Here is a 19,912-nt window from a genome sequence, read left to right as displayed (position 1 = left end):
GCGAGCTTACGCTTTGCTTTCCGGTGTGATCTCCCGGAAAGCGGTTTCATCTGGCCCCGTTCCCTAACGTCCGGAAACACCCCCGGTCGTTCCCTCTTTGGTTCCCATACCCGTCCCGCTCGGTTCTGCCGGTCGGCGGATCAGTGTCGAAGCCTCGACGACAAGCGGCAGCAATCCTGCGCCGCCGGCATCGAGATGCTCGAATAGGTGCCGGCGCATGCGCGGCTCCCAGAATTTGTTGATATGCGTCGCAACGCCATTGGTTCGCACGCTCTCCGGCTGGGATAAGAAAAACGTGGCGATCTGGTTTGCCATCCGGACCAGCTTTTCGTGGCCGTGGGTTTCATGTGGCACTGTGTCGTCCAACTGATCATGCACCATCGGAAAAAGCTCCGATGGCGATCAGGCGACCCGTCATTGCAGCAGCCGGATACGGTCCGGAGATCCGCGCAGTTGAAGCGCGGCTGCAGTGATAGCTGAAACCTATCGTATGATTGGCTGGTACCGAGGTTGAGCGAGTTGCACTGTTTCCGTTACGACGGCTAGTTTCAAGAACTGCACTTGCGACGAACAGTGGCGTCATAGGACTCTGCGACAAATTGGCACTCCCCCTTAATCTGGTTCTTGACCTGTTTGCAAGAGCCCTGCGGCCTCACCGATTGCCTATTTTCAATTGGTAATTCCGATTACTCGGCAGCCTCCATTTTACCTGCGATGCGTCGCGATCTGCGCGACAGGTCGCCGTAGTCCTGCTGCCACTCCGTCGGGCCATTGGAAGGAGACACCTGCACTGCCGTAACCTTGTATTCCGGACAGTTGGTAGCCCAGTCGGAATAGTCGGTGGTGATCACATTCGCCTGCGTATCGGGATGGTGGAAGGTGGTGTAGACGACACCCGGCGCCACGCGGTCGGTGATGAGAGTCCGCAGTGTCGTATCGCCGGCCCGGCTGGCAAGCTTGATCCAGTCGCCGTCCTTGATGCCACGCTGCTCGGCGTCGTGCGGATGGATTTCCAGACGGTCTTCCGCATGCCAGACGACGTTGTCGGTCCGCCGCGTCTGCGCCCCGACGTTGTACTGCGACAGAATACGGCCGGTGGTGAGCAGAAGCGGGAAACGCGGCCCGGTGCGTTCGTCGGTCGCGACATATTCCGTGCGGATGAACTTGCCCTTGCCGCGCACGAAGCCGTCGACATGCATGATCGGAGAACCCAGCGGATGCGCTTCGTTGCAGGGCCACTGCACCGAGCCCATCTCTTCCAGATAGTCGTAGGAGACCTTGGCAAAGCTCGGGGTCGTAGCGGCGATCTCGTCCATCACCTGCGACGGATGGGTGTAGTTCCACGGCAGCCCCATCGCCTGCGCCAGTTTCTGCGTCACTTCCCAGTCGGCAAGGCCATTCTTCGGGCTCATCACCTTGCGAACCCGGTTGATACGGCGCTCCGCGTTGGTGAACGTGCCGTCCTTTTCGAGGAAGGTCGAGCCGGGCAGAAAGACATGCGCGTAATTGGCGGTTTCGTTGAGGAACAGGTCGTGCACGACGACGCATTCCATCGCCTCGAGCCCGGCTGACACGTGTTTCGTGTCGGGGTCGGACTGCAGGATATCCTCGCCCTGGATGTAGATGCCCCTGAACGTGCCCTCGACCGCGGCATCCAGCATGTTAGGGATGCGCAGGCCCGGCTCGTTGTTGAGCGTTACACCCCACAGTTTCTCGAACGTCTCGCGGGTGGCATCGTCGGAGATGTGGCGATAGCCCGGCAGTTCGTGCGGGAAGGAGCCCATGTCGCAGGCGCCCTGGACGTTGTTCTGTCCCCGCAGCGGATTGACGCCGACGCCGGGCCGGCCGAGATTGCCGGTAACCATGGCAAGGTTCGCGATCGCCATCACCGTCGTCGAGCCCTGGCTGTGCTCGGTGACGCCGAGACCGTAATAGATCGAACCATTGCCGCCGGTCGCAAACAGCCGGGCCGCACCGCGCAGCAGATCTGCCGGCACGCCGGTATAGGCCTCCGTCGCTTCCGGGCTGTGCGCGTCTTCCGAAACAAACGCTGCCCAATCCTCGAATTCCGACCAGTCGCAGCGCTCGCGGATGAACGCTTCGGCAAACAGCCCCTCGGTGACGATGACATGCGCCAGCGCCGTCATGACAGCCACATTGGTGCCTGGCTTCAGGGGGAGGTGGAACGCCGCCTCGACATGGGCCGAGCGGACGATATCGGTGCGGCGCGGATCGATGACGATGAGTTTTGCACCCTGCCGCAACCGCTTCTTCAGCCGCGAACCGAACACCGGATGCCCGTCGGTCGGATTGGCGCCGATGATCATGACCACGTCGGTGTGCTCGACGCTGTCGAAATTCTGCGTTCCGGCCGAGGTTCCGAAAGCCTGGCCGAGCCCATAACCGGTCGGCGAATGGCAGACGCGGGCACAGGTATCGACATTGTTGTTGCCGAAACCGGCCCGGATCAGCTTCTGGACGAGGAATGTCTCTTCGTTGGTGCAACGCGACGAGGTGATGCCGCCGATCGATTCGCGGCCATACTGATACTGGATGCGCCGGAACTCCGAGGCGACATGGCTGAACGCTTCTTCCCAGCTGACTTCCCGCCACGGATCGGAAATTTTCTCGCGGATCATCGGATTGAGGATGCGGTCCTTGTGGCTCGCATAGCCATAGGCAAACCGTCCCTTGACGCAGGAATGGCCGCGATTGGCCTGGCCGTCCTTCCACGGTACCATCCGTACCAGTTCTTCGCCGCGCATTTCAGCCTTGAACGAACAGCCGACACCGCAATAGGCGCAGGTCGTGACCGTCGAATGCTCGGGCTGGCCGATGGCGATTACCGATTTCTCGGTTAGCGTCGCCGTCGGACAGGCCTGCACGCAGGCACCGCAGGAGACGCATTCGGAATCGAGGAAATGTTCGTGCGCACCGGGCGAGACACGGCTTTCGAAACCGCGGCCCTCGATCGTCAGCGCAAACGTTCCCTGCACTTCCTCGCAGGCGCGCACGCAGCGCGAACAGACGATGCATTTGGAAGGGTCGTAGGTGAAGTAAGGGTTCGACTCGTCCTTCGGCATCCACTTGGCATTGATGGCGCCGTCGGTCCGGGCCCTCACATGGTTGTCGCCCTCGTAGCCATAGCGAACGTCGCGAAGCCCGACGGCACCCGCCATGTCCTGCAGCTCGCAGTCTCCGTTAGCGGCGCAGGTGAGGCAATCGAGCGGGTGGTCGGAGATATAGAGCTCCATCACGCCCTTGCGGATCTGTTTCAGCCGCTCCGTCTGCGTGTGGACGACGATCCCGGGCGCGACCGGCGTGGTGCAGGAGGCCGGAGTTCCGTTGCGGCCCTCGACCTCGATGAGACAGAGCCGGCAGGACCCGAACGCATCCACCATGTCGGTGGCGCAGAGCTTGGGCACCTGGATCCCGGCCTCCATCGAGGCCCGCATGATCGAGGTGCCTGCGGGAACGGTGATCTGGCGACCATCGATGGTCAGCGTCACCGTCTCGGTGGATTTCGAAACGGGTGTGCCGTAGTCGATTTCATGAACGAGGGACATGATGCGTCTCCTGTTTGAACATGTTGGTGCGGATTGGGCGGCGGGGAGAAAGACCCGCTCTGGCCTGCCGGCCATCTCCCCCAAAAGGGGGGCGAACAGATGCCGCACCGACTTCACCCAATCGGAAACGAGCGAGTGCAGCGATCTGAGCCCTCCCACCTGTGGGGAGGGCGGCGAGCACAGCGAGCGGGAGGGGTCTTGCTGCCCGCCCTTCGCTATAGCTGCGGGCATTCGTCATTCGAAAAGCCAAATCGTTGGCTTTTCGTCTGCTATGCAGAGCACTCCTCATCATTCCGCGGCCTCCACCATCGGTGCCGGCGCAAAATCCTCCGGAAAATGGTTCATCGCGCTCATCACAGGATAGGGCGTGAAGCCGCCGAGCGCGCAGAGCGAGCCGAACTTCATCGTGTTGCAGAGATCCTCCAGCAGCACCTTGTTCTTGTCAGGCTCGATGCCGGCGCGGATCTTGTCGACCGTCTCGACGCCGCGGGTGGAGCCGATCCGGCAGGGGGTGCACTTGCCGCAGCTTTCGATGGCGCAGAACTCCATCGCGAAACGGGCCTGTTTCAGCATGTCGGCACTGTCATCGAAAACGCTGATGCCGGCATGGCCGATCAGCCCGCCTCTTTCGGCAAATGCCTCGTAGTCGAAGGGCGTATCGAACAGCTCGCGTGGGAAGTAAGCGCCGAGCGGGCCGCCCACCTGCACCGCCTTGACCGGCCGCCCGGTCGCCGTGCCGCCACCGATATCATCGATGATCTGGCCGAGGGTCAGCCCGAAAGCCGTCTCGAACAGGCCGCCATGCTTGACGTTGCCGGCGATCTGGATCGGGATCGTGCCGCGTGAGCGGCCCATGCCGAAGTCCCTGTAAAATTCGGCGCCGCGCTCCATTATCACAGGCACGGAGGCAAGCGAGATGACGTTGTTGACCACCGTCGGCCGGCCGAGAAAGCCCTGCAAAGCCGGCAGCGGCGGTTTTGCCCGGACGACGCCGCGCTTTCCTTCCAGAGAGTTCAAGAGCGACGTTTCTTCGCCGCAGACATAGGCGCCGGCGCCGGAGCGGATCTCGATGTCGAAGGCGTAGGCCGAGCCCATCACCGAAGGCCCGAGGATGCCAGCCGCGCGGGCGATCTCGACGGCTTCGCTCATCGTGGCGATGGCGTGTGGATATTCCGAGCGGGTGTAGACGTAACCCTTCGTGGCACCGGTTGCGATGCCTGATATCGCCATGCCCTCTATCAGCACGAAGGGGTCGCCCTCCATGATCATCCGGTCGGCAAACGTGCCACTGTCGCCCTCGTCGGCATTGCAGACGATGTATTTCTGGGCGCCCGGCGCGTCCATCACCGTCTTCCACTTGATGCCGGTCGGAAAACCGGCACCGCCGCGGCCGCGAAGTCCGCTGTCGGTCACCTGAGCGACGATCTCGGCCTGCGACATCGCGATGGCGTTCCGAAGACCCACAAGTCCGTTGTGCCGCTGGTAATCCTCGAGCGACAGGGGATCGGTGATGCCGCAGCGGGCAAAGGTCAGCCGGGTCTGCTGACGAAGGAAAGGAATTTCCTCCGTCAGCCCGAGACAGAGGTCGTGGCCTCCGCCATCCATCAACCCGGCATCGAACAGACCCGCCACGTCGCCGGTCTTGACCGGACCGTAGGCAACGCGCCCTCTGTCCGTCTCGACCTCGACCAGCGGCTCCAGCCAGACCATGCCGCGCGAGCCGTTGCGCACCAGTCTTGCATCCAACCCGCGGCTTTCGATTTCCTGCGCGATGGCCTTTGCCACCCTGTCTGCGCCAAGCGCCAGAGCTGCGGCATCGCGCGGAACGAAGATCGTAACCGTCATCGCCTTGCCTCCCGTACCATGTCGCCGAGACACTGCTCGTCGACCCGACCATAGAGTTCGCCGTCCATCATTGCGGCCGGTGCGCAGGCGCAGAGGCCGAGACAGTAGACCGGTTCCAGCGTCACCGCGCCATCGAGCGTCGTCTGGTGAAAGTCGATCCCGAGAACCTGCCGGGCGCGATCCGCGATATGGTCGCCGCCCATCGACTGGCAGGCCTCGGCCCGACAGAGCTTCAGCACATGACGGCCCGCCGGATGATCGCGGAATTCGTGATAGAAGGTGACGACGCCGTGCACCTCGGCGCGAGACAGGTTGAGTTCGGTCGCGATCACCTGCTTGACCTCATCCGGCACGTAACCGAACTCCGCCTGAATGGCATGCAGGATGGGCAGCATCGGCCCTTCGAAATGCTTCAGGCTTGCGATAATGCTCAGCGACCGCGCGGTGAATTCACCGGCGGAAATATGCATGTTCATATGAGCGGCCTCCCCGCTGATCCCGCAAGCCGCCCTCCACGACAGCCAACGGGGTCAAAACACGTGCAAGATGGGCGGACCCAGCTTCACGCTGCAGGAAAGTGTCTCATCTGAAAATTTTTGGTCAATAGTACAGATCGGTTACGCGATAGAACAAAGCTATCGCGGCGAACTTCCATACGCGCAGCTGAAGCGATGAACGAGCCTCAGCAGAAGCCGTTCAGCTTGAGGATCTTGTGCGCCTCGATCGATGCGCGAAGCTCGTCTTCCGATGTCCGGCTGCCCTGGTTTGCATCGGGATGGTGCATCTTGAGGCGTTCTTTATAGCGGAGCCTGATCTGCGCGGGCGTTGCGTCTTGCGGAAGTCCGAGTGTCTCGAACGCCTTTGCTTCGAGAACCTTGAGCTTTCTTGCCTGCTGTTCCGCCTTTTGCGCCTTGCGCTGCTCCGCGCTCTTTCGCGCGTTGAGCGCCTTTGCCGACCCGGAGCGGGTCGTCAGCGGCATCGGGATCTCGGTCGGCTGCTTGACGCCGGTGCCCAATGTCGAGCGCTGGCCAGCGACCGCTTCCTTCTGGTAGCGGGCGACCACAGGATCCGACTGGGCCGGGGAAAAGTTGTAGCCCTTGTTGTAGTCCTTGATGTGCTCGAGACAGAATAGAAGATACAGGCCTTCGCCGCCCTGGCCGACCGGCGCGCGGTGAGAACCCTTCTTCTCGCAGCCATCCCACTGGCATCTCGGCCCGGATGTGTCGCTCTGCGGCGCAGGCTTTTTGCGGATGGACTTCAGGCCCACAAATATCTTCGAATCGACTGTCATGGGTGTCTATATGGCGGCAACATGCGATGACAGCAAGCGGGGAACCTGCGTTCCACATTTATCCGTGTTTTTCAGAAAACAACTGTGCTTTTAGTGGCGATATCCGGCCTTGGTTACCGAGTGTCGCCGCAGTCATGTCCGGGCGCTTCAAATCAAAAACCGGTGAGACGGGGCAGCCAGGTCGACAGCGCCGGAATGAAGGTGATCACAAGCAGGATCACGACATAGGCGATGAGGAACGGTGTCATTTCCCGCGAGATCTCGCTGACCCTGATCCTGACCGCGGCCGACACGACATAGAGAAGCTGGCCGACGGGCGGAGTAATCAGCCCGATCGTCAGGTTGAGAATAACGATCATCGCAAAGTGGATCGGATCGATCCCCAGGCTGAAGGCGATGGGCGCCAGGATCGGCACCAGGATCATGACGCCGGGAAGGGGATCCATGAATGTGCCGAAAAGCAGCAACAGCACGTTGACGGCGAGAAGGAACATGATCGGGCTGAGGTTCCACGATATGATCAGGTCCGCCATATATTGCGGCACGCCTTCAATGATCAGCACCCAGGCGAATGCGCGTGCGGCAGCAAGGATGAGCAGAATGCCGACGGTGATCATCGCCGAACGGAAGATGATATCAGGCAGATCCCGCATGTGCAGGGAGCGGTAGATGAACATGCCGCAAAACAGCGAATAGAACACCGCGATGACGGATGCCTCGGTCGGGGTGAAGTACCCGGCGCGAATGCCGCCGACGACGATGACGATCAGGGCAACCGCCGGCATCGCGTAGACCGTCGTCCTTACCATCTCGGCAAGCGTCGGCCGCAGATCCATCGAGCGGTAGTTGCGCTTGCGGGAAATGTAGAAGTTCACCAGGCACATCGCGGCGGAGATCAGGAGACCAGGAATGACGCCCGCAACGAACAGGCCGCCGACCGAAACGCGATTGTCCTGCAGGGCATAGATGATCATGGTGATCGACGGCGGGATGATCGGATCGACGATCGCCACAGCCGCAGCCAAAGCGGATGCGTAGCGCTTCTCGTAACCGCTTTTCTCCATCATCCGGATCGTCATCGCGCCCGGTCCGGCCGCTGCTGCAAGTGCCGAGCCGGAAATGCCGGCAAACAGCGTTGTCGAGATGATGCTGGCATAACCGAGCCCGCCGCGGGCACGGCCGACGAATTGCGCCGCAAGGCGCAGAAGGTGATGGGTAAGCGCACCGCCCGTCATCAGTTCGGCCGCCAGGATAAAGAACGGGACGGCGAGCAGAGGGAAGCTGTCCACCCCTGAGAACATTTCCTTGATCACGACGATCTGCGGATAGCGGCTGCCGAGAATGACGGCGAGCCAGGTCGAAATCGCCAGCGTGAAGGCTATCGGCACGCCGACGGCCATCAGGATGAAAAACGAAACGAAGAGAATGGAAATCATCATGGTCAGGCAGCAACCGGCGGGAGGTCGTCTTCGCCCTGCAGCGCGCTCATGCCGCCGATGACGTAGGTGCGCAGAACCAGGAGAAGATGGATGGTCAAAAGGGTGAAGCCGATCGGGATCGCGAGATAGATATAGCCGAAGGGGATCTGCGTGGACGGCGTCGTCTGCAGCATCGTGCGGCCAACGTAGGTTTTGCCGGCCCAGATCATCACCGCGAAGAACGCGAACATGATGATCGCCGAGATGATGCGAAGGATGCGGGCTTTGCGATCTCCGACCGCGATCTGGACGTTGTCGATCGCCGTCAACGAACCGTGCCTGAGCGTAATGCCGGCTCCGATGAATGTCAGCCAGATCATCAGGTGGCGGGCAACTTCGTCCGACCAGGTGATCGACTGATTGGTGAGAAACCGAAGGCAGACGTTGAGAAACACCAGGATCGCCATCGCAGACAGTATAGCGATCAGCAGCCAGCGATTGAGATCGACGAAAATACGTTCGAATTTCTGCATTGCATCCCCGGCGCTCGAAGCACCGCCCCTCGGATCGATCCGCTGACGGGCGTCCACCTGAAGAGGGCGCCCGTCGAAGTGTTGACGCGCTTATTTCGTGGCGATGATCTGGTCGACAAGTTCCTTGGTATAGGTCTTGTAGTAACCGTCATAGGCGGACTGGATCGACTTCTGGAACGCGGCCTTCTGCTCGTCGCTGAGCACGTTGACCTGCATGCCTGAAGCCTTCGCCTTTTCCACGCCGTTCTTCTCGGAGGCGTCGACAAAGGCGCGCATGGCTTCCTTGCCCTTCAAAGCGCCGTCGGCAAAGATCTTCTGTTCGTCCTCGGAAAGGCTTTCCCAGAACGATGGCGCCACGATCAGCATTGCCGGCGAATAGACGTGTCCGGACACCGTCAGATACTTCTGAACTTCCCAGAGCTTGGCGGAGACGATGACCGAAAGCGGGTTTTCCTGTCCGTCGATCGCGCCCTGCTGCAGGGCTGGAATGACTTCCGGCCAGGACATTGGCGTCGGTGCGGCACCAGCCGTCTTGAAGGCCGCGATATGGACCGGATTTTCCATGGTGCGGATCTTCAGCCCGGCCAGATCCTCCGGCTTTTCGATCGGCTGGCGGTTGTTGGTGATGTGGCGAAAGCCCTGCTCGCCCCAGGCAAGGGCGATCAGCTCGCGATCGCGGAACTTTTCAAGGATGCCTTCACCGATCGGTCCGTCCAGCACGGCGCGCGCATGCGTCAGGTCGCGAAACAGGAACGGAATATCAGTGACGCCAATCTCGGGTACGAAGTTGGAAAGTGCCCCGGAGGAGACGACGACGGCCTGGACGCCGGTTCCAAGCTGCAGGCCTTCGATGACTTCGCGCTCGCCACCCTGTGCGGAGGACGGGAAATGCGTGAACTTGAATTTGCCCTGGCTGGTTTCGGTAACGTATTTGTCCCAGCCATCGGCGGCGGCGCCGTAATGGGAATCGCGCGCCAGCGCGTAGGCGATCTTGACCTCGGTGGCCTGTGCAAAGGCACCGGTTGCCCAGGTCGCTGCAAGGGTGGCAGCCGCAAAGGCGCCAGCGAACGTCCGTCTGTTCAACGCATGAAACACGTGTTTTCCTCCCGTAGAGCGCGTCGTCCTCATCCGCGCATGTGGACGACCTCCATCCGCGAAAACCTGATAGACGTCAAGTTCATCCAAGGCCGATAGAAGAGCCTCGCCGGGGGTATTTCGGTTGCAGTCTGATCGACGGCTGATGTCTGTGGTGGAAAAGACGCATCGCCTGCTTTCAGGCTCTGCAAGACGCAGGCTTTGGTCGAGGCGCACGACTTCGCCTCGACCGTCCGAAATCAAGGCCCTTCGCAGATCGGCGCCTGGCCGGTGATCGTCTCACCCACTTCCACGGCGTAGGCGCGCAGGCCATGTCCATCGAGGTTGATGATCCGGTAGCAGGGATTGCCGCCCGTCCAGAACGGCATCGGATTGGCAAGGTCTGTCACGAATCGATGGGCGCAGGCCTGACCGGAGCTGTAGGAGATGCCCTCGGCGCTCGTTCCCGACATTGGAACGTGGATATGGCCGAACACGATATGACGGATGCCTGCTTTGTGGCTGGAAAGCCGGCGCATGATACGCCCGTCATCATGCATGCCGATGTGATCGAAATGGGCAATGCCGCAGTCGAATGGCGGGTGGTGGATAAAGACTGTTACCGGGTGCTGGCCGGCGCTATCGAGCGCCTCGTCCAGAAACGCCATGCGGTCTTCGCCGTAGATACCGCCGATGACGCTCGCCTCATGGCTGTCGAGAAAGACAAGCCGCCCGAACTCGGTGTCGAGGAAGGACTGTACGTATCCGTTTGCATCGACCGGATGGGCAGGGAAGGCCGCCCTGAAATTGGGCCGGTCGTCATGATTGCCGAGCATCAGGCGCACTTCGAACGGCACGGGCGCCAGGATATCCTTGAGGATGTCGTAGGCTTCGGGATCACCGTGATTGCAAAGGTCGCCGGTCATCACCAACAGGTCCGCATCGGCATGCTTCTCGAGGACATCAGCCACGGCAGCGCGCAGCTGTTTCTCCGGGTCGACACCGTTCACGGACTGGCCTGACAGCATCAGGTGCGTATCGGTGATCTGCAGAATTTTCATCGTCGGTCTCTTAAAATAGGAGTTGGTCGCGGAGAGGCTCCCCGCGACCTTGGGCATGGTGTCCGCGATTACTTCATCAGGGCGTTGGTCTGCTCGACGATCTGTTTCAGACCGGCCTCGGGTGTGACTTCGCCGCGCATGACGGTGCCGATGATGTCGCGCTGGGTGCGCCAGATGCGTACGGAATCACCACCCGGATAACCGGCCCATGGCAGCGAGCGCTCAGCCTGGAGCGAAGCGGTTTTGACGTTCGGATGCTCGGCATAGTAGGGCGCCAGGAATTCCGGACCGGTGGCGAGCTTGTTGGTCGGCAGGTAACCGGTGATGCGAACGATGACGTTCTGCGCTTCCGGGCCTGTCACCCACTTCATATACTTCCAGGCTGCGTCCTGCTTTTCCTTGTCCTGGGTCAGCATCACGGCCGAGTTTCCGCCGGTCGGCACGCCGCCCTTTTCAGGGTTATCCAGCGGGAAGGTCGAGGTCACCAGCTTGAAGCGGTCACCGACCAAGGCTTCGATCGTCTGCACATGGGCAGGCGTCGAGAAGATGAAGCCGGTCAGGCCTGCACCGAACTGCTGACGAGACTGGTCCCAGTCAAGCAGGTTCTGGCCGCCTTCGGTGACGAAACGTCGGGCGAGCTTTAGAGCGTTGAGGCCGATCTCGTTGTCGAAGCCGACGGTCTTGGTGGTCTCATCAACCAGTTTGCCGCCCTGATTGGTGATGAGCGCCTGCCACAACCAGTCATCCGGCCACAGGTTGATATCGTAGCCCATGCCGGACACCTTGGCGTCCTGCGCATGGATCTTGTTCGCAAGCTGGATCAGGCCGTCGAATGTCTTCGGCATGTTGTCCGGGTCGCCGCCGGCTTTGCGCACCAGTTCGGCGTTGACATAGATGATCGGCGAAGAGGCGTTGACGGGCAGGCCGTACTGCTTGCCGTCAACCATGCCGAGCGCTGACATCTTCGGCGAATAGTTCTTGTCGAGGAAGGCCTGGCCGCCGTCCTTTTCGATGAACGGCGCGAGATCGGTGATCTGCTTGCGCGGTGCCAGTGTGTGGACCAGTTCCGCCGTCAGATTGTAGCCGGAGAAATAGACGTCCGGCAGGTTGCCGGTGACGGCTGCGCGAAGCACCTGCTGCTGGCCATCGTTATAGCCAGGCGCCGGCGCCAGGAAGTTGATCTTGATGTCCGGATTGTTCTTCATGAACTCATCGGCCAGCGGCTGATGAAATTTGGTGAAGCCCGGCAGGTTGTAGAGAATGTTGAGGGTGACATCCGCTGCAAAGCTCTGCGCGGAGAATCCCGTCAGAGCAAGGCCAAGGGCCAGGCCGCCGAGAGCGGTCCGTCGTTTGATGTTCATTGTCGTCTCCGAAGGGTTCGGTTGAGGGAGGAAGGCTAAGGCTAGAGCAGTTACTTCACGCCGGTCATGGTGATGCCGGCGATGAAATGTTTTCTGGCAAGAAGAAAGCAGACAACCATGGGGGCGGTGATGATCGTCGCGCCCGCCATGAGTGCGCCGTAGTTCGCTCCGGATTCGACGTCCGCGAAGAACAGCATGCCGAGCGGCGGCGGCGCCAGATTGGTGTCGGTGACAACGATCATCGGCCAGTAGAGGTCGTTCCAGTGGGCAACCAGCGAGAACACCGAGAAGGCCGCAAGCGAAGGCAGCGAGCCGCGCAGCACCAGCCGGAAGCAGATTTCCAGTTCCGAAAAACCGTCCATGCGTGCGGCTTCGATGATCTCGTCGGGATAGCTGCGGAACGACTGATTGAAGAGGAAAATCGCAAAGACCGAGAGAAGAAACGGCATCATCATCGCGAAATAGGTGTTCAGCAGCTGCGCTTTTGCGAGCCCCACGAAGAGGGGCAATGCCAGCGCCTGGATCGGCACGGTGAGTGCGGCAATGACCAGCGTCAGCAGCAGTTTGCGGCCCGGAAAGCGAAGCTTTGCGAGCGCGTAGGCTGCAGGCACGGCTGTCAGCACCTGCACGAACAGGATGCCGAAGCAGACGATCACACCGTTCAGCATGAAGCGGAGCATCGGTACCTGACTGGCCGCGCGTGAATAGTTGTCGACGGCTGCAAATTTCTCCGGGATCGGCCAAAGCGAGACGCTGAAGATCTCGGCGGGCGAACGGATGGAGGTCAGAAACATCCAGTAGAACGGCAGCAGCATCACGAAGGCCCCGGCGGCCAGAACGACATGCGGCAAATATCTGCGGAGCGCGGCCATCAGTAATGTACCTTCCGGTCCATATGCACCGTCTGGCCGATCGAGAGCACCAGGACGATGGCAAGGAAAATCAGGGTGAGGGCGGCCGCATAGCCGGTGTTGGAATATTCGAAGCCTTCAAGGTAGAGCGCGAACAGAAGCACTTCCGAGCCCGAGCGACCCTTGGTCAGAACCGCGACGGTTTCGAAAACCTTGAATGCGGATATCGACGTGGTGACGATGACGAACATCATCGTCGGTCCGAGCATCGGCAATGTGACCGTCAGGAAGCGGTCGATCGGGTTCTTCGCGCCGTCGAGCCGGACAGCTTCGTGCAGATCCTTCGGGATCGCGGTCAGACCGGCCAGGAAGAGCACCATGTTGAAGCCCAGCACCTGCCAGATGCCAATGATCGCCATGGTCGGGATCAGCAGCGACGGGTTGGACAGAAAGCCGACCGGCTCGAAGCCGAACCACTTGATCGCGGCATTGACCGGGCCGAGCGAGGGGTGCAGCAGGAACTGGAACACGGTTGCCATCGCAACGAGCGTCGCCGTCACCGGCAGGAAATAGGCGATCTCCCAGAAGCCGCGGCTGCGCTTGCGGTTATAGACGAGAAGTGCCACCCCGAGCGCCAGGATGACACCCGCCGGAATGACGATGACCGCGTAAAGCACCGTGTTCCACAATGCCCGCAAGAATACCGGATCGCTGAACGCCTTGCGAAAGTTGTCGAGGCCAACGAAGCTGGTGGACATGGCGCCGAGCTGATAGTCCGTGACCGAGAAGACGGCGAGAACAAGCATCGGAATGATGTAGATGGCGAGCATCAGCAGCACAGCCGGAGCAACGAAGAAAAGCCCCCGCCGCGCCATGCGGCGTGCAGTCGACGATTTGCGTGGCCGGGCCTCTGAAATTGCCTCTACCGTTGAAGCCGCCATACTCACGCCGGCACCTGTTCGTGAACGGTGATCTCGCGGCGCTTCTCGTCGGACCCGAAAAGATGGACGCCTTCCTTTGAAAACGCCAACCGAACATTTCCATCCGCATCCGCGCCAAGATCGTCACCGACCCGCTGCCGCATGACGATAGAAATGGATGGGTCGCAGATGAGATTGAAGGTGACGAAACGGTCGGCACCCTGCGTTTCAGTCCGCACGAGGCTTGCCTCGATGCCATCAGCTGCGGGAAAAACGTCTTCGGCGCGGATGCCGAGTGTCGCAGGTCCCGGCCATGCATTTCGTGCGGTGATGCCAAGCTTTTGTCCAAACAGAACGATCTCTCCGGATGCGTCCAGCTCGACGGGCAGGAGATTGATCGATGGCGATCCGATGAAACGCGCCACGGTCAAGGTCGATGGGCGCCGGTAAAGTTCATCCGGCGTGCCGAGCTGCTCGATGCGACCTTCCGACATCAGGGCGATGCGGTCCGACATGGTCATCGCTTCGATCTGGTCATGGGTGACATAGATGAAGGTGGCGCCAAGGCGGCTGTGCAGGTTGGTGAGTTCGCCCCGCATATGAGCCCGCAATTTTGCGTCGAGGTTGGACAGCGGCTCATCCATCAGGAAGGCAGAGGGCGAACGGACCAGGGCGCGGGCAAGCGCCACGCGCTGACGCTGACCACCGGAAAGCTGCGCCGGCCTGCGATCGAGCAGGTGGCCGATCTGCAGCACGTCGGCTGCTTCTTTCACCGAAGCGTCGATCTCGCGGAGCGTTTCGGCATTCGCGATCATGCGCCCGATCAGCGGCAACCTCGACCAGACCGAAAGGCGGCGCATGCGCAGCGGCGTCGCGATATTGTCGCGCACGGTCATATGAGGATAGAGCGCGTAGGACTGGAACACCATTGCCAGATTGCGGTCGGACGGATCCACATCGGTGACATCGCGGCTGCCGATCGACACCGTTCCGCGATCCGCGGTCTCAAGGCCTGCGATGATCCGGAGCAACGTGGATTTGCCGCAGCCGGACATGCCCACGAGCGATAGAAACTCGCCAGGACGGATGGATAGGTCGATGCCCTTCAGGACGTCGTCGGCCCCGAAGCCTTTCCCGATGCTGGCAATGTTAAGCGATTGAGGCTGCATTCTGAGCTCCTTTTCGAAGGGGCTATGCAGCCGCGACATGACGGTGTTGCGACAGTTTTGAGAAGGTTATGTAACGGAGGAGGAGGGTGGGACGTGGACTGTTGGGTGCTACGCCTGCCCCTCAGGGTCGACGGCGGTTAGAGACCTCGCCGGTCATTCGTTCAGCTGCCCTCATCCGGAATGTTCAACACCTCTCCACAGGCCTTGCAATGCACCGCGTCTGCGTCATGGCGTTGCAGAGCGCAGCGCGGGCAGGGAAACGTGACCTTGTGCGGCCTGACGATCGCCTGCGCCAGCCGGACGAACAGCGAGATGCCGATGATCATGGTGAAGACGGATGTCAGCTTGCCGACCGTTCCCGGAAGCGTGATATCGCCGAAACCGGTCGTGGTGACCGTTGCCACCGTGAAGTAGAGCGCGTCGATGAAACCTTCGCTTCCGTCACGATTGTAGAAGAACGTGGTGTAAACGAACCCGGTCATCAGAAACAGGAACACGAGGAAGTTCAGCACGGCGCGCACGACGTCCAGATAGGAAACGCAGCCCGCACGCCGCAGAACCTCCTTCAGCAACGGGCTTTGTCCGATGGCCCAAAGCCGCATGACGCGAAGAAAAGCAAAGTTGAACAGCGCGTCGGGGAAAAGCAGCGTCACCAGGAGAACGAGATCGATCCAGGTCAACGGCCTTGCGAGCCAATGTCGCAGTGACGGCGCTGCGACGGCGCGGACCATGAGCTCCAAGCCGATCCAGGCTGCGATGATGTAATCGACGATCAGATAGGACGGGCTGGACCGAAGATACGGGCCGAGCAGGAAGAATGCCAAGATCGCCAGATCGACGACCGCAAATGCTGCCTGCATGGCGATGGCGTTCCGACCCGTAGGCCGCTCAAGCAACCGCACGCAGTCCCTGAACTTGATCCGGTCGCTTCTTTTTTCGACAATTTTCATGAGGTCCAGATAGATCGAAAGGAGATGTCATCAAGCGTACGCACAAAAACACGTTGCTGACCGCGCCAGTAGCAAATTGCGGAGCCCTTGCTCAACTGGTTTTCAAGGCAGCGATCAGCGCCCGCAACGCCGGCGGGGATTGTCGCCGGCTCGGGTGATAAAGATGAAAACCTGGGAATCTTGGGCACCAGTCGGCGAGGACCTGGACGAGCTTGCCCGACGCAATATCCTCCGCCACGTCATGCTCCATAATGTAACCGAGTCCGGCGCCCGCTCGTACGGCTGCAGCCGGAAGATCGCCGTCGTTGGCGACCAGAGGCCCGCGGGTGCGGATCTTGATGTCCTTGTCACCCCTCTGGAATTCCCAGGGAAGAAGTCCGCCCGATGTCTTCAGCCGATAACCGATGCAGGCATGACGGTCGAGATCATAGGGTGTCAGGGGAGGCGGGTATCTCTCGAAATAGGAGGGCGTGCCGACGACCACCGTCCTCAGGTCCGGGCCGATCTTGACTGCGATCATGTCCTTGTCGACCGTTTCTCCCAGCCGGATGCCCGCATCGAAACCAGCCGCGACGATGTCGGTCAAACCGTCGTCAATGTTGACCTCCACGCGCACATCCGGGTTTGCAAGCAGGAAACCCGGCAGTTTCGGGAGAAGCACGATCCTGGCCGCATAGGCAAAGGTGGTGATCCGCACTGTGCCAGACGGGTTGTCGCGCCATTCAGCCATTGCCTGCAGGCCGTCTTCTATCTCCGCCAGCGCCGGGTTCAGTGATCGAAGCAGCCGCTCGCCCGCTTCCGTCGGAGACACGCTGCGTGTCGTGCGCGCCAGAAGCCGAACGCCCAGCCTCTCTTCCAACCCGCGCATCGCATGGCTGAGTGCCGATGGCGACATGGCGAGGATCGCGGCCGCACGGGTAAAGCTGCACTCTCGTGCGACCGTCGCGAACGCCACGAGATCATTGAGGTGGTTGCGCTCCATTGCTGCAAGCTGCTCACAAGTTCATGCCGCCCGCAACCTCTAATCGGCAGGAGCAGGTGTTGCTAGGTTCTTCGTCATCACCAGCATGGAGAAGACGCATGGATCTCACGCATTACCGCACACTCGGCAAATCCGGACTGATCGTCAGCCCGCTCGCGCTCGGAACGATGACGTTCGGCGCCGGTCGGTGGGGCGCCGGTGAAAAGACGTCGCGTGATTTGTTCGATACCTATACCGACGCCGGCGGCAACTTCGTCGATACCGCCGACATCTATTCGGGCGGCGAAAGCGAAACCATGCTCGGCACTTTCATGAAGGACAAAGGCAACCGGGATCGTCTGGTGATCGCCACCAAGTCCGGTTTTTCCCGCGCGCGGGGCACGCCGCTCTGGGGTGGAAATGGCGCGAAAAACATCCGGCTCGGGATGGAGGGTTCGCTGCGGCGGATGAAAACCGATTATATCGACATGTACTGGATCCATGTCTGGGATCGCACGACACCCGCCGGGGAGGTGCTGCAGACCCTGGCGGACGCGGTGCACGCCGGAAAGATCCTGCATTACGGCTTTTCCAACACGCCGGCCTGGTACGTCGCCAAGATTGCAACACTTGCGGAAGCGCACGGCCTTCCGAAGCCGATCGGCCTGCAGTACAGTTATTCGCTCATCGACAGAGGCGTCGAGCTCGATCTTATCCCGGCAGGAGCAGAGTTCGGCTTGGGGCTCGTTCCCTGGAGCCCGCTCGCTGCCGGCTTGCTGTCCGGCAAGTATGGTCGCGACAAGATTGCCGATGCAGGCCGCGCCACAGCGATGCCCGATAGCGGTGCACCGACGAGCGAGGGAGACAGCGACGGCCGGCTGAACGGGGACAATCCGTTTGGGGGCATGCTGTTCACCGAGCGCAACTTCGACGTGGTCGATGTCGTGAAGACGGTCGCAGACGAGATCGGCCGTTCCCCGGCGCAAGTTGCCCTTGCATGGGTGGTGAACCGACCTGGCGTGTCCTCGGTTCTGATCGGTGCGAGCCGCGTCGCCCAACTCGCGGAGAACGTCGCGTCGCTCGCAATCACACTGAGTGATGATCATTTGCAACGGCTGGAACAGGCAACGATGCTGCCGCTCCTCAATCCGTATTTCATCTTCCAAATCCCACGGGAAACTTTGTTCGGCGGTCAGGCGGTTCAACCCTTCGCACCGTCCTGACGGGCAGGACCCTTGCCGATGTTTTACCGTTGTCGGCCGGGATATCGAGCGGGCTGATCCCCTTGCCCTCAGATTGCGTGCGGTATTTGCGCGAAAACAACCGGTCGGTTCTTGCCGACCGGGAGGCTGCTGCTAAGCTTCGGGCAAGTGTGCGTAGAGCGGATCGATACCGCGCACCGATCGGCATCAATCGGGAGTTCGAAATAACAGCATGGCGCGTCGCGACAAACTCAAGCTTGGCACATTCGTCTATACCTTCGGCTTTCATCCCGCTTCATGGCTGCATCCTGATAGCGATGTGAACGGCGCCAATGATTTCGCTCATCTCCTGAACGTCGCGAAACAGTCCGAGGCGGCCAAGTTCGATTTCATGTTCATGGCGGACTCTCCCGCGGCCGCTGTCGGCGATCCGGCAGCGCTGGCGCGACAGCCGACCAAGATGAACCGTTTCGAGCCGCTTTCGCTTCTCTCGGCGCTCGCGGTTTCCACCGAAAAGCTCGGTCTGGTCGCGACCGTTTCGACCAGTTATTACGAACCCTACAACGTCGCGCGCATCTTTGCCTCGATCGATCATTTGAGCGGCGGCCGCGCCTGCTGGAATGTCGTGACATCAGATCACAACGAGACGGGCTATAACTTCAACCGCGACGGACTCGATCCCCACGCCCTGCGCTACGAGCGGGGTGCGGAATTCGTCGATGTCGTTTTCGGTCTGTGGGACAGTTTCGAGGCGGACGCGCTCAAGCTCGATCGCGAGACCGGGATCTATTACGACAAGGATAAGCTGCATACGCTCAACCATGTGGGCAAGCATTTTCAGGTCCGGGGTCCCCTCAATATCGCCCGGTCGCCCCAGGGCCGCCCGGTGATTGCTCAGGCCGGTGGGTCGGAGCCCGGCATGGATCTTGCCGCGCGCACCTCGGAGATCGTCTTCAGTCTCGCCTCCAACATCGATCGCAACCGGGCCTTCTATACGAACGTCAAGGATCGCATGCCCGCCTACGGTCGGGATCCTGACGATCTCAAGATCATGCCGGGCATTGTCATCAACGTCGGAGAGACCGAAGCCGAAGCGCAGGCCAAGGTCGATTTCATGATCGACAAGCTGCATCCCGATGTCGGTCGGCTGATGCTGTCGGAATTTCTTGAGGCGGATCTCGCAGGCGTTCCTCTCGACCAGCCGTTCCCCATGGACCGTCTGCCCGAGGCGCCACGCGGTTCGCGGGCGCTGTTCGACGAGCTTGTGGATTTCGTCAAAAGCGGCCGGACGGTCGGCGAGCTGATCCGTCACTATGCGGAAAAGCACACCGGCAATGGTATCACCGGGACGCCCACCCAGATTGCCGACTTCATGGAGGAATGGTTCGAGACCCGGGCAGCCGACGGCTTTATCCTGATGTTCCCGACCCTGCCGTCCAGCCTCGATGATTTCGTCAAACTGGTGCTCCCGGAACTGCGCCGCCGCGGTCTCTTCCGTGACGAGTACGAAGGAAAGACGCTGCGCGAGAACCTTGGTCTCTCTATGCCGGTCAATCGATTCACCGCCGCGCGTGAATCATGAGCGTGAAGGGGTCATGACAGCCTCCTTGCGCGTAAAACTGCGAATTATCATGTTAATCCAACGGCTTGCATTTTTCTTGAAGTTTTTGCGACTAGGCCTGTTGACTTGTTCTGGGCCTGGGATCTATA

17 protein-coding genes are annotated in these 19,912 nt (G+C 60.7%); 2 read left to right on the top strand and 15 right to left on the bottom strand.

Features of this window, described 5'->3' with window-relative positions; translation table 11 throughout:
• Positions 1 to 63: 63 nt before the first annotated feature.
• The 15 genes from ACQY1J_RS03040 to ACQY1J_RS02970 form a co-directional block, all read right to left on the bottom strand.
• Entirely contained in the window at positions 64 to 381 is a 318-nt protein-coding gene (locus ACQY1J_RS03040) for a formate dehydrogenase subunit delta (RefSeq protein ID WP_062459053.1), read from the bottom strand.
• Between the two features lie 305 nt (positions 382 to 686).
• Entirely contained in the window at positions 687 to 3,566 is a 2,880-nt protein-coding gene (fdhF, locus tag ACQY1J_RS03035) for a formate dehydrogenase subunit alpha (RefSeq protein ID WP_430249326.1), read from the bottom strand.
• A 288-nt stretch (positions 3,567 to 3,854) separates the two neighbouring features.
• A complete protein-coding gene (locus tag ACQY1J_RS03030; protein WP_430249324.1) occupies positions 3,855 to 5,411 on the bottom strand; it encodes a formate dehydrogenase beta subunit in 1,557 nt (518 codons plus the stop codon).
• Entirely contained in the window at positions 5,408 to 5,887 is a 480-nt protein-coding gene (locus ACQY1J_RS03025) for a formate dehydrogenase subunit gamma (RefSeq protein ID WP_192078594.1), read from the bottom strand. The genes ACQY1J_RS03030 and ACQY1J_RS03025 overlap by 4 nt, the downstream gene beginning before the upstream one ends.
• Positions 5,888 to 6,093: 206 nt before the next feature.
• Positions 6,094 to 6,702, bottom strand: coding sequence for a J domain-containing protein (locus ACQY1J_RS03020; RefSeq protein WP_062459068.1), 609 nt, complete (start codon positions 6,700 to 6,702; stop codon positions 6,094 to 6,096).
• 152 nt (positions 6,703 to 6,854) lie between these two features.
• Positions 6,855 to 8,141 (bottom strand): TRAP transporter large permease, encoded by a 1,287-nt coding sequence (locus ACQY1J_RS03015; protein ID WP_244476187.1) that lies wholly within the window; start codon positions 8,139 to 8,141, stop codon positions 6,855 to 6,857.
• Between the two features lie 2 nt (positions 8,142 to 8,143).
• Positions 8,144 to 8,653, bottom strand: a complete 510-nt coding sequence (locus ACQY1J_RS03010) for a TRAP transporter small permease (RefSeq protein ID WP_062459070.1) — start codon at positions 8,651 to 8,653, stop codon at positions 8,144 to 8,146.
• Positions 8,654 to 8,743: 90 nt separating this feature from the next.
• On the bottom strand, positions 8,744 to 9,748 hold the full coding sequence (locus tag ACQY1J_RS03005) for a TRAP transporter substrate-binding protein (protein ID WP_430249322.1): 1,005 nt from the start codon (positions 9,746 to 9,748) through the stop codon (positions 8,744 to 8,746).
• Positions 9,749 to 9,987: 239 nt separating this feature from the next.
• Positions 9,988 to 10,788, bottom strand: coding sequence for a phosphodiesterase (locus ACQY1J_RS03000; RefSeq protein WP_430249321.1), 801 nt, complete (start codon positions 10,786 to 10,788; stop codon positions 9,988 to 9,990).
• Positions 10,789 to 10,856: 68 nt separating this feature from the next.
• Positions 10,857 to 12,149: an ABC transporter substrate-binding protein gene (locus tag ACQY1J_RS02995; protein WP_209898227.1), complete on the bottom strand. Its 1,293-nt coding sequence runs from the start codon at positions 12,147 to 12,149 to the stop codon at positions 10,857 to 10,859.
• Between the two features lie 50 nt (positions 12,150 to 12,199).
• Positions 12,200 to 13,021: a carbohydrate ABC transporter permease gene (locus ACQY1J_RS02990; protein ID WP_062576395.1), complete on the bottom strand. Its 822-nt coding sequence runs from the start codon at positions 13,019 to 13,021 to the stop codon at positions 12,200 to 12,202.
• The gene (locus tag ACQY1J_RS02985; RefSeq protein ID WP_062459086.1) at positions 13,021 to 13,941 is read right to left on the bottom strand and encodes a carbohydrate ABC transporter permease; all 921 of its coding nucleotides are present in this window, start codon (positions 13,939 to 13,941) and stop codon (positions 13,021 to 13,023) included. The genes ACQY1J_RS02990 and ACQY1J_RS02985 overlap by 1 nt, the downstream gene beginning before the upstream one ends.
• 2 nt (positions 13,942 to 13,943) lie before the next feature.
• A complete protein-coding gene (locus ACQY1J_RS02980) occupies positions 13,944 to 15,089 on the bottom strand; it encodes an ABC transporter ATP-binding protein (RefSeq protein ID WP_430249319.1) in 1,146 nt (381 codons plus the stop codon).
• A 161-nt stretch (positions 15,090 to 15,250) separates the two neighbouring features.
• Positions 15,251 to 15,949, bottom strand: coding sequence for a potassium channel family protein (locus tag ACQY1J_RS02975; protein ID WP_430249318.1), 699 nt, complete (start codon positions 15,947 to 15,949; stop codon positions 15,251 to 15,253).
• Positions 15,950 to 16,130: 181 nt separating this feature from the next.
• Positions 16,131 to 17,021 (bottom strand): LysR family transcriptional regulator, encoded by an 891-nt coding sequence (locus ACQY1J_RS02970; protein ID WP_430249315.1) that lies wholly within the window; start codon positions 17,019 to 17,021, stop codon positions 16,131 to 16,133.
• A gap of 98 nt (positions 17,022 to 17,119) precedes the next feature.
• On the opposite strand from ACQY1J_RS02970, the gene ACQY1J_RS02965 reads away from it, so the two are divergent.
• A complete protein-coding gene (locus ACQY1J_RS02965; RefSeq protein WP_430249313.1) occupies positions 17,120 to 18,223 on the top strand; it encodes an aldo/keto reductase in 1,104 nt (367 codons plus the stop codon).
• Positions 18,224 to 18,434: 211 nt separating this feature from the next.
• Entirely contained in the window at positions 18,435 to 19,784 is a 1,350-nt protein-coding gene (locus tag ACQY1J_RS02960) for an LLM class flavin-dependent oxidoreductase (RefSeq protein ID WP_430249311.1), read from the top strand.
• Positions 19,785 to 19,912: the final 128 nt, after the last annotated feature.

Origin of the sequence: Neorhizobium sp. DAR64860/K0K1 (assembly GCF_050500205.1) — a bacterium.
GTDB classification, from domain to species: domain Bacteria; phylum Pseudomonadota; class Alphaproteobacteria; order Rhizobiales; family Rhizobiaceae; genus Neorhizobium; species Neorhizobium soli.
Note: the sequence above shows the minus strand (reverse complement) of the source record. Positions and strands in the feature narration are given on the sequence as shown.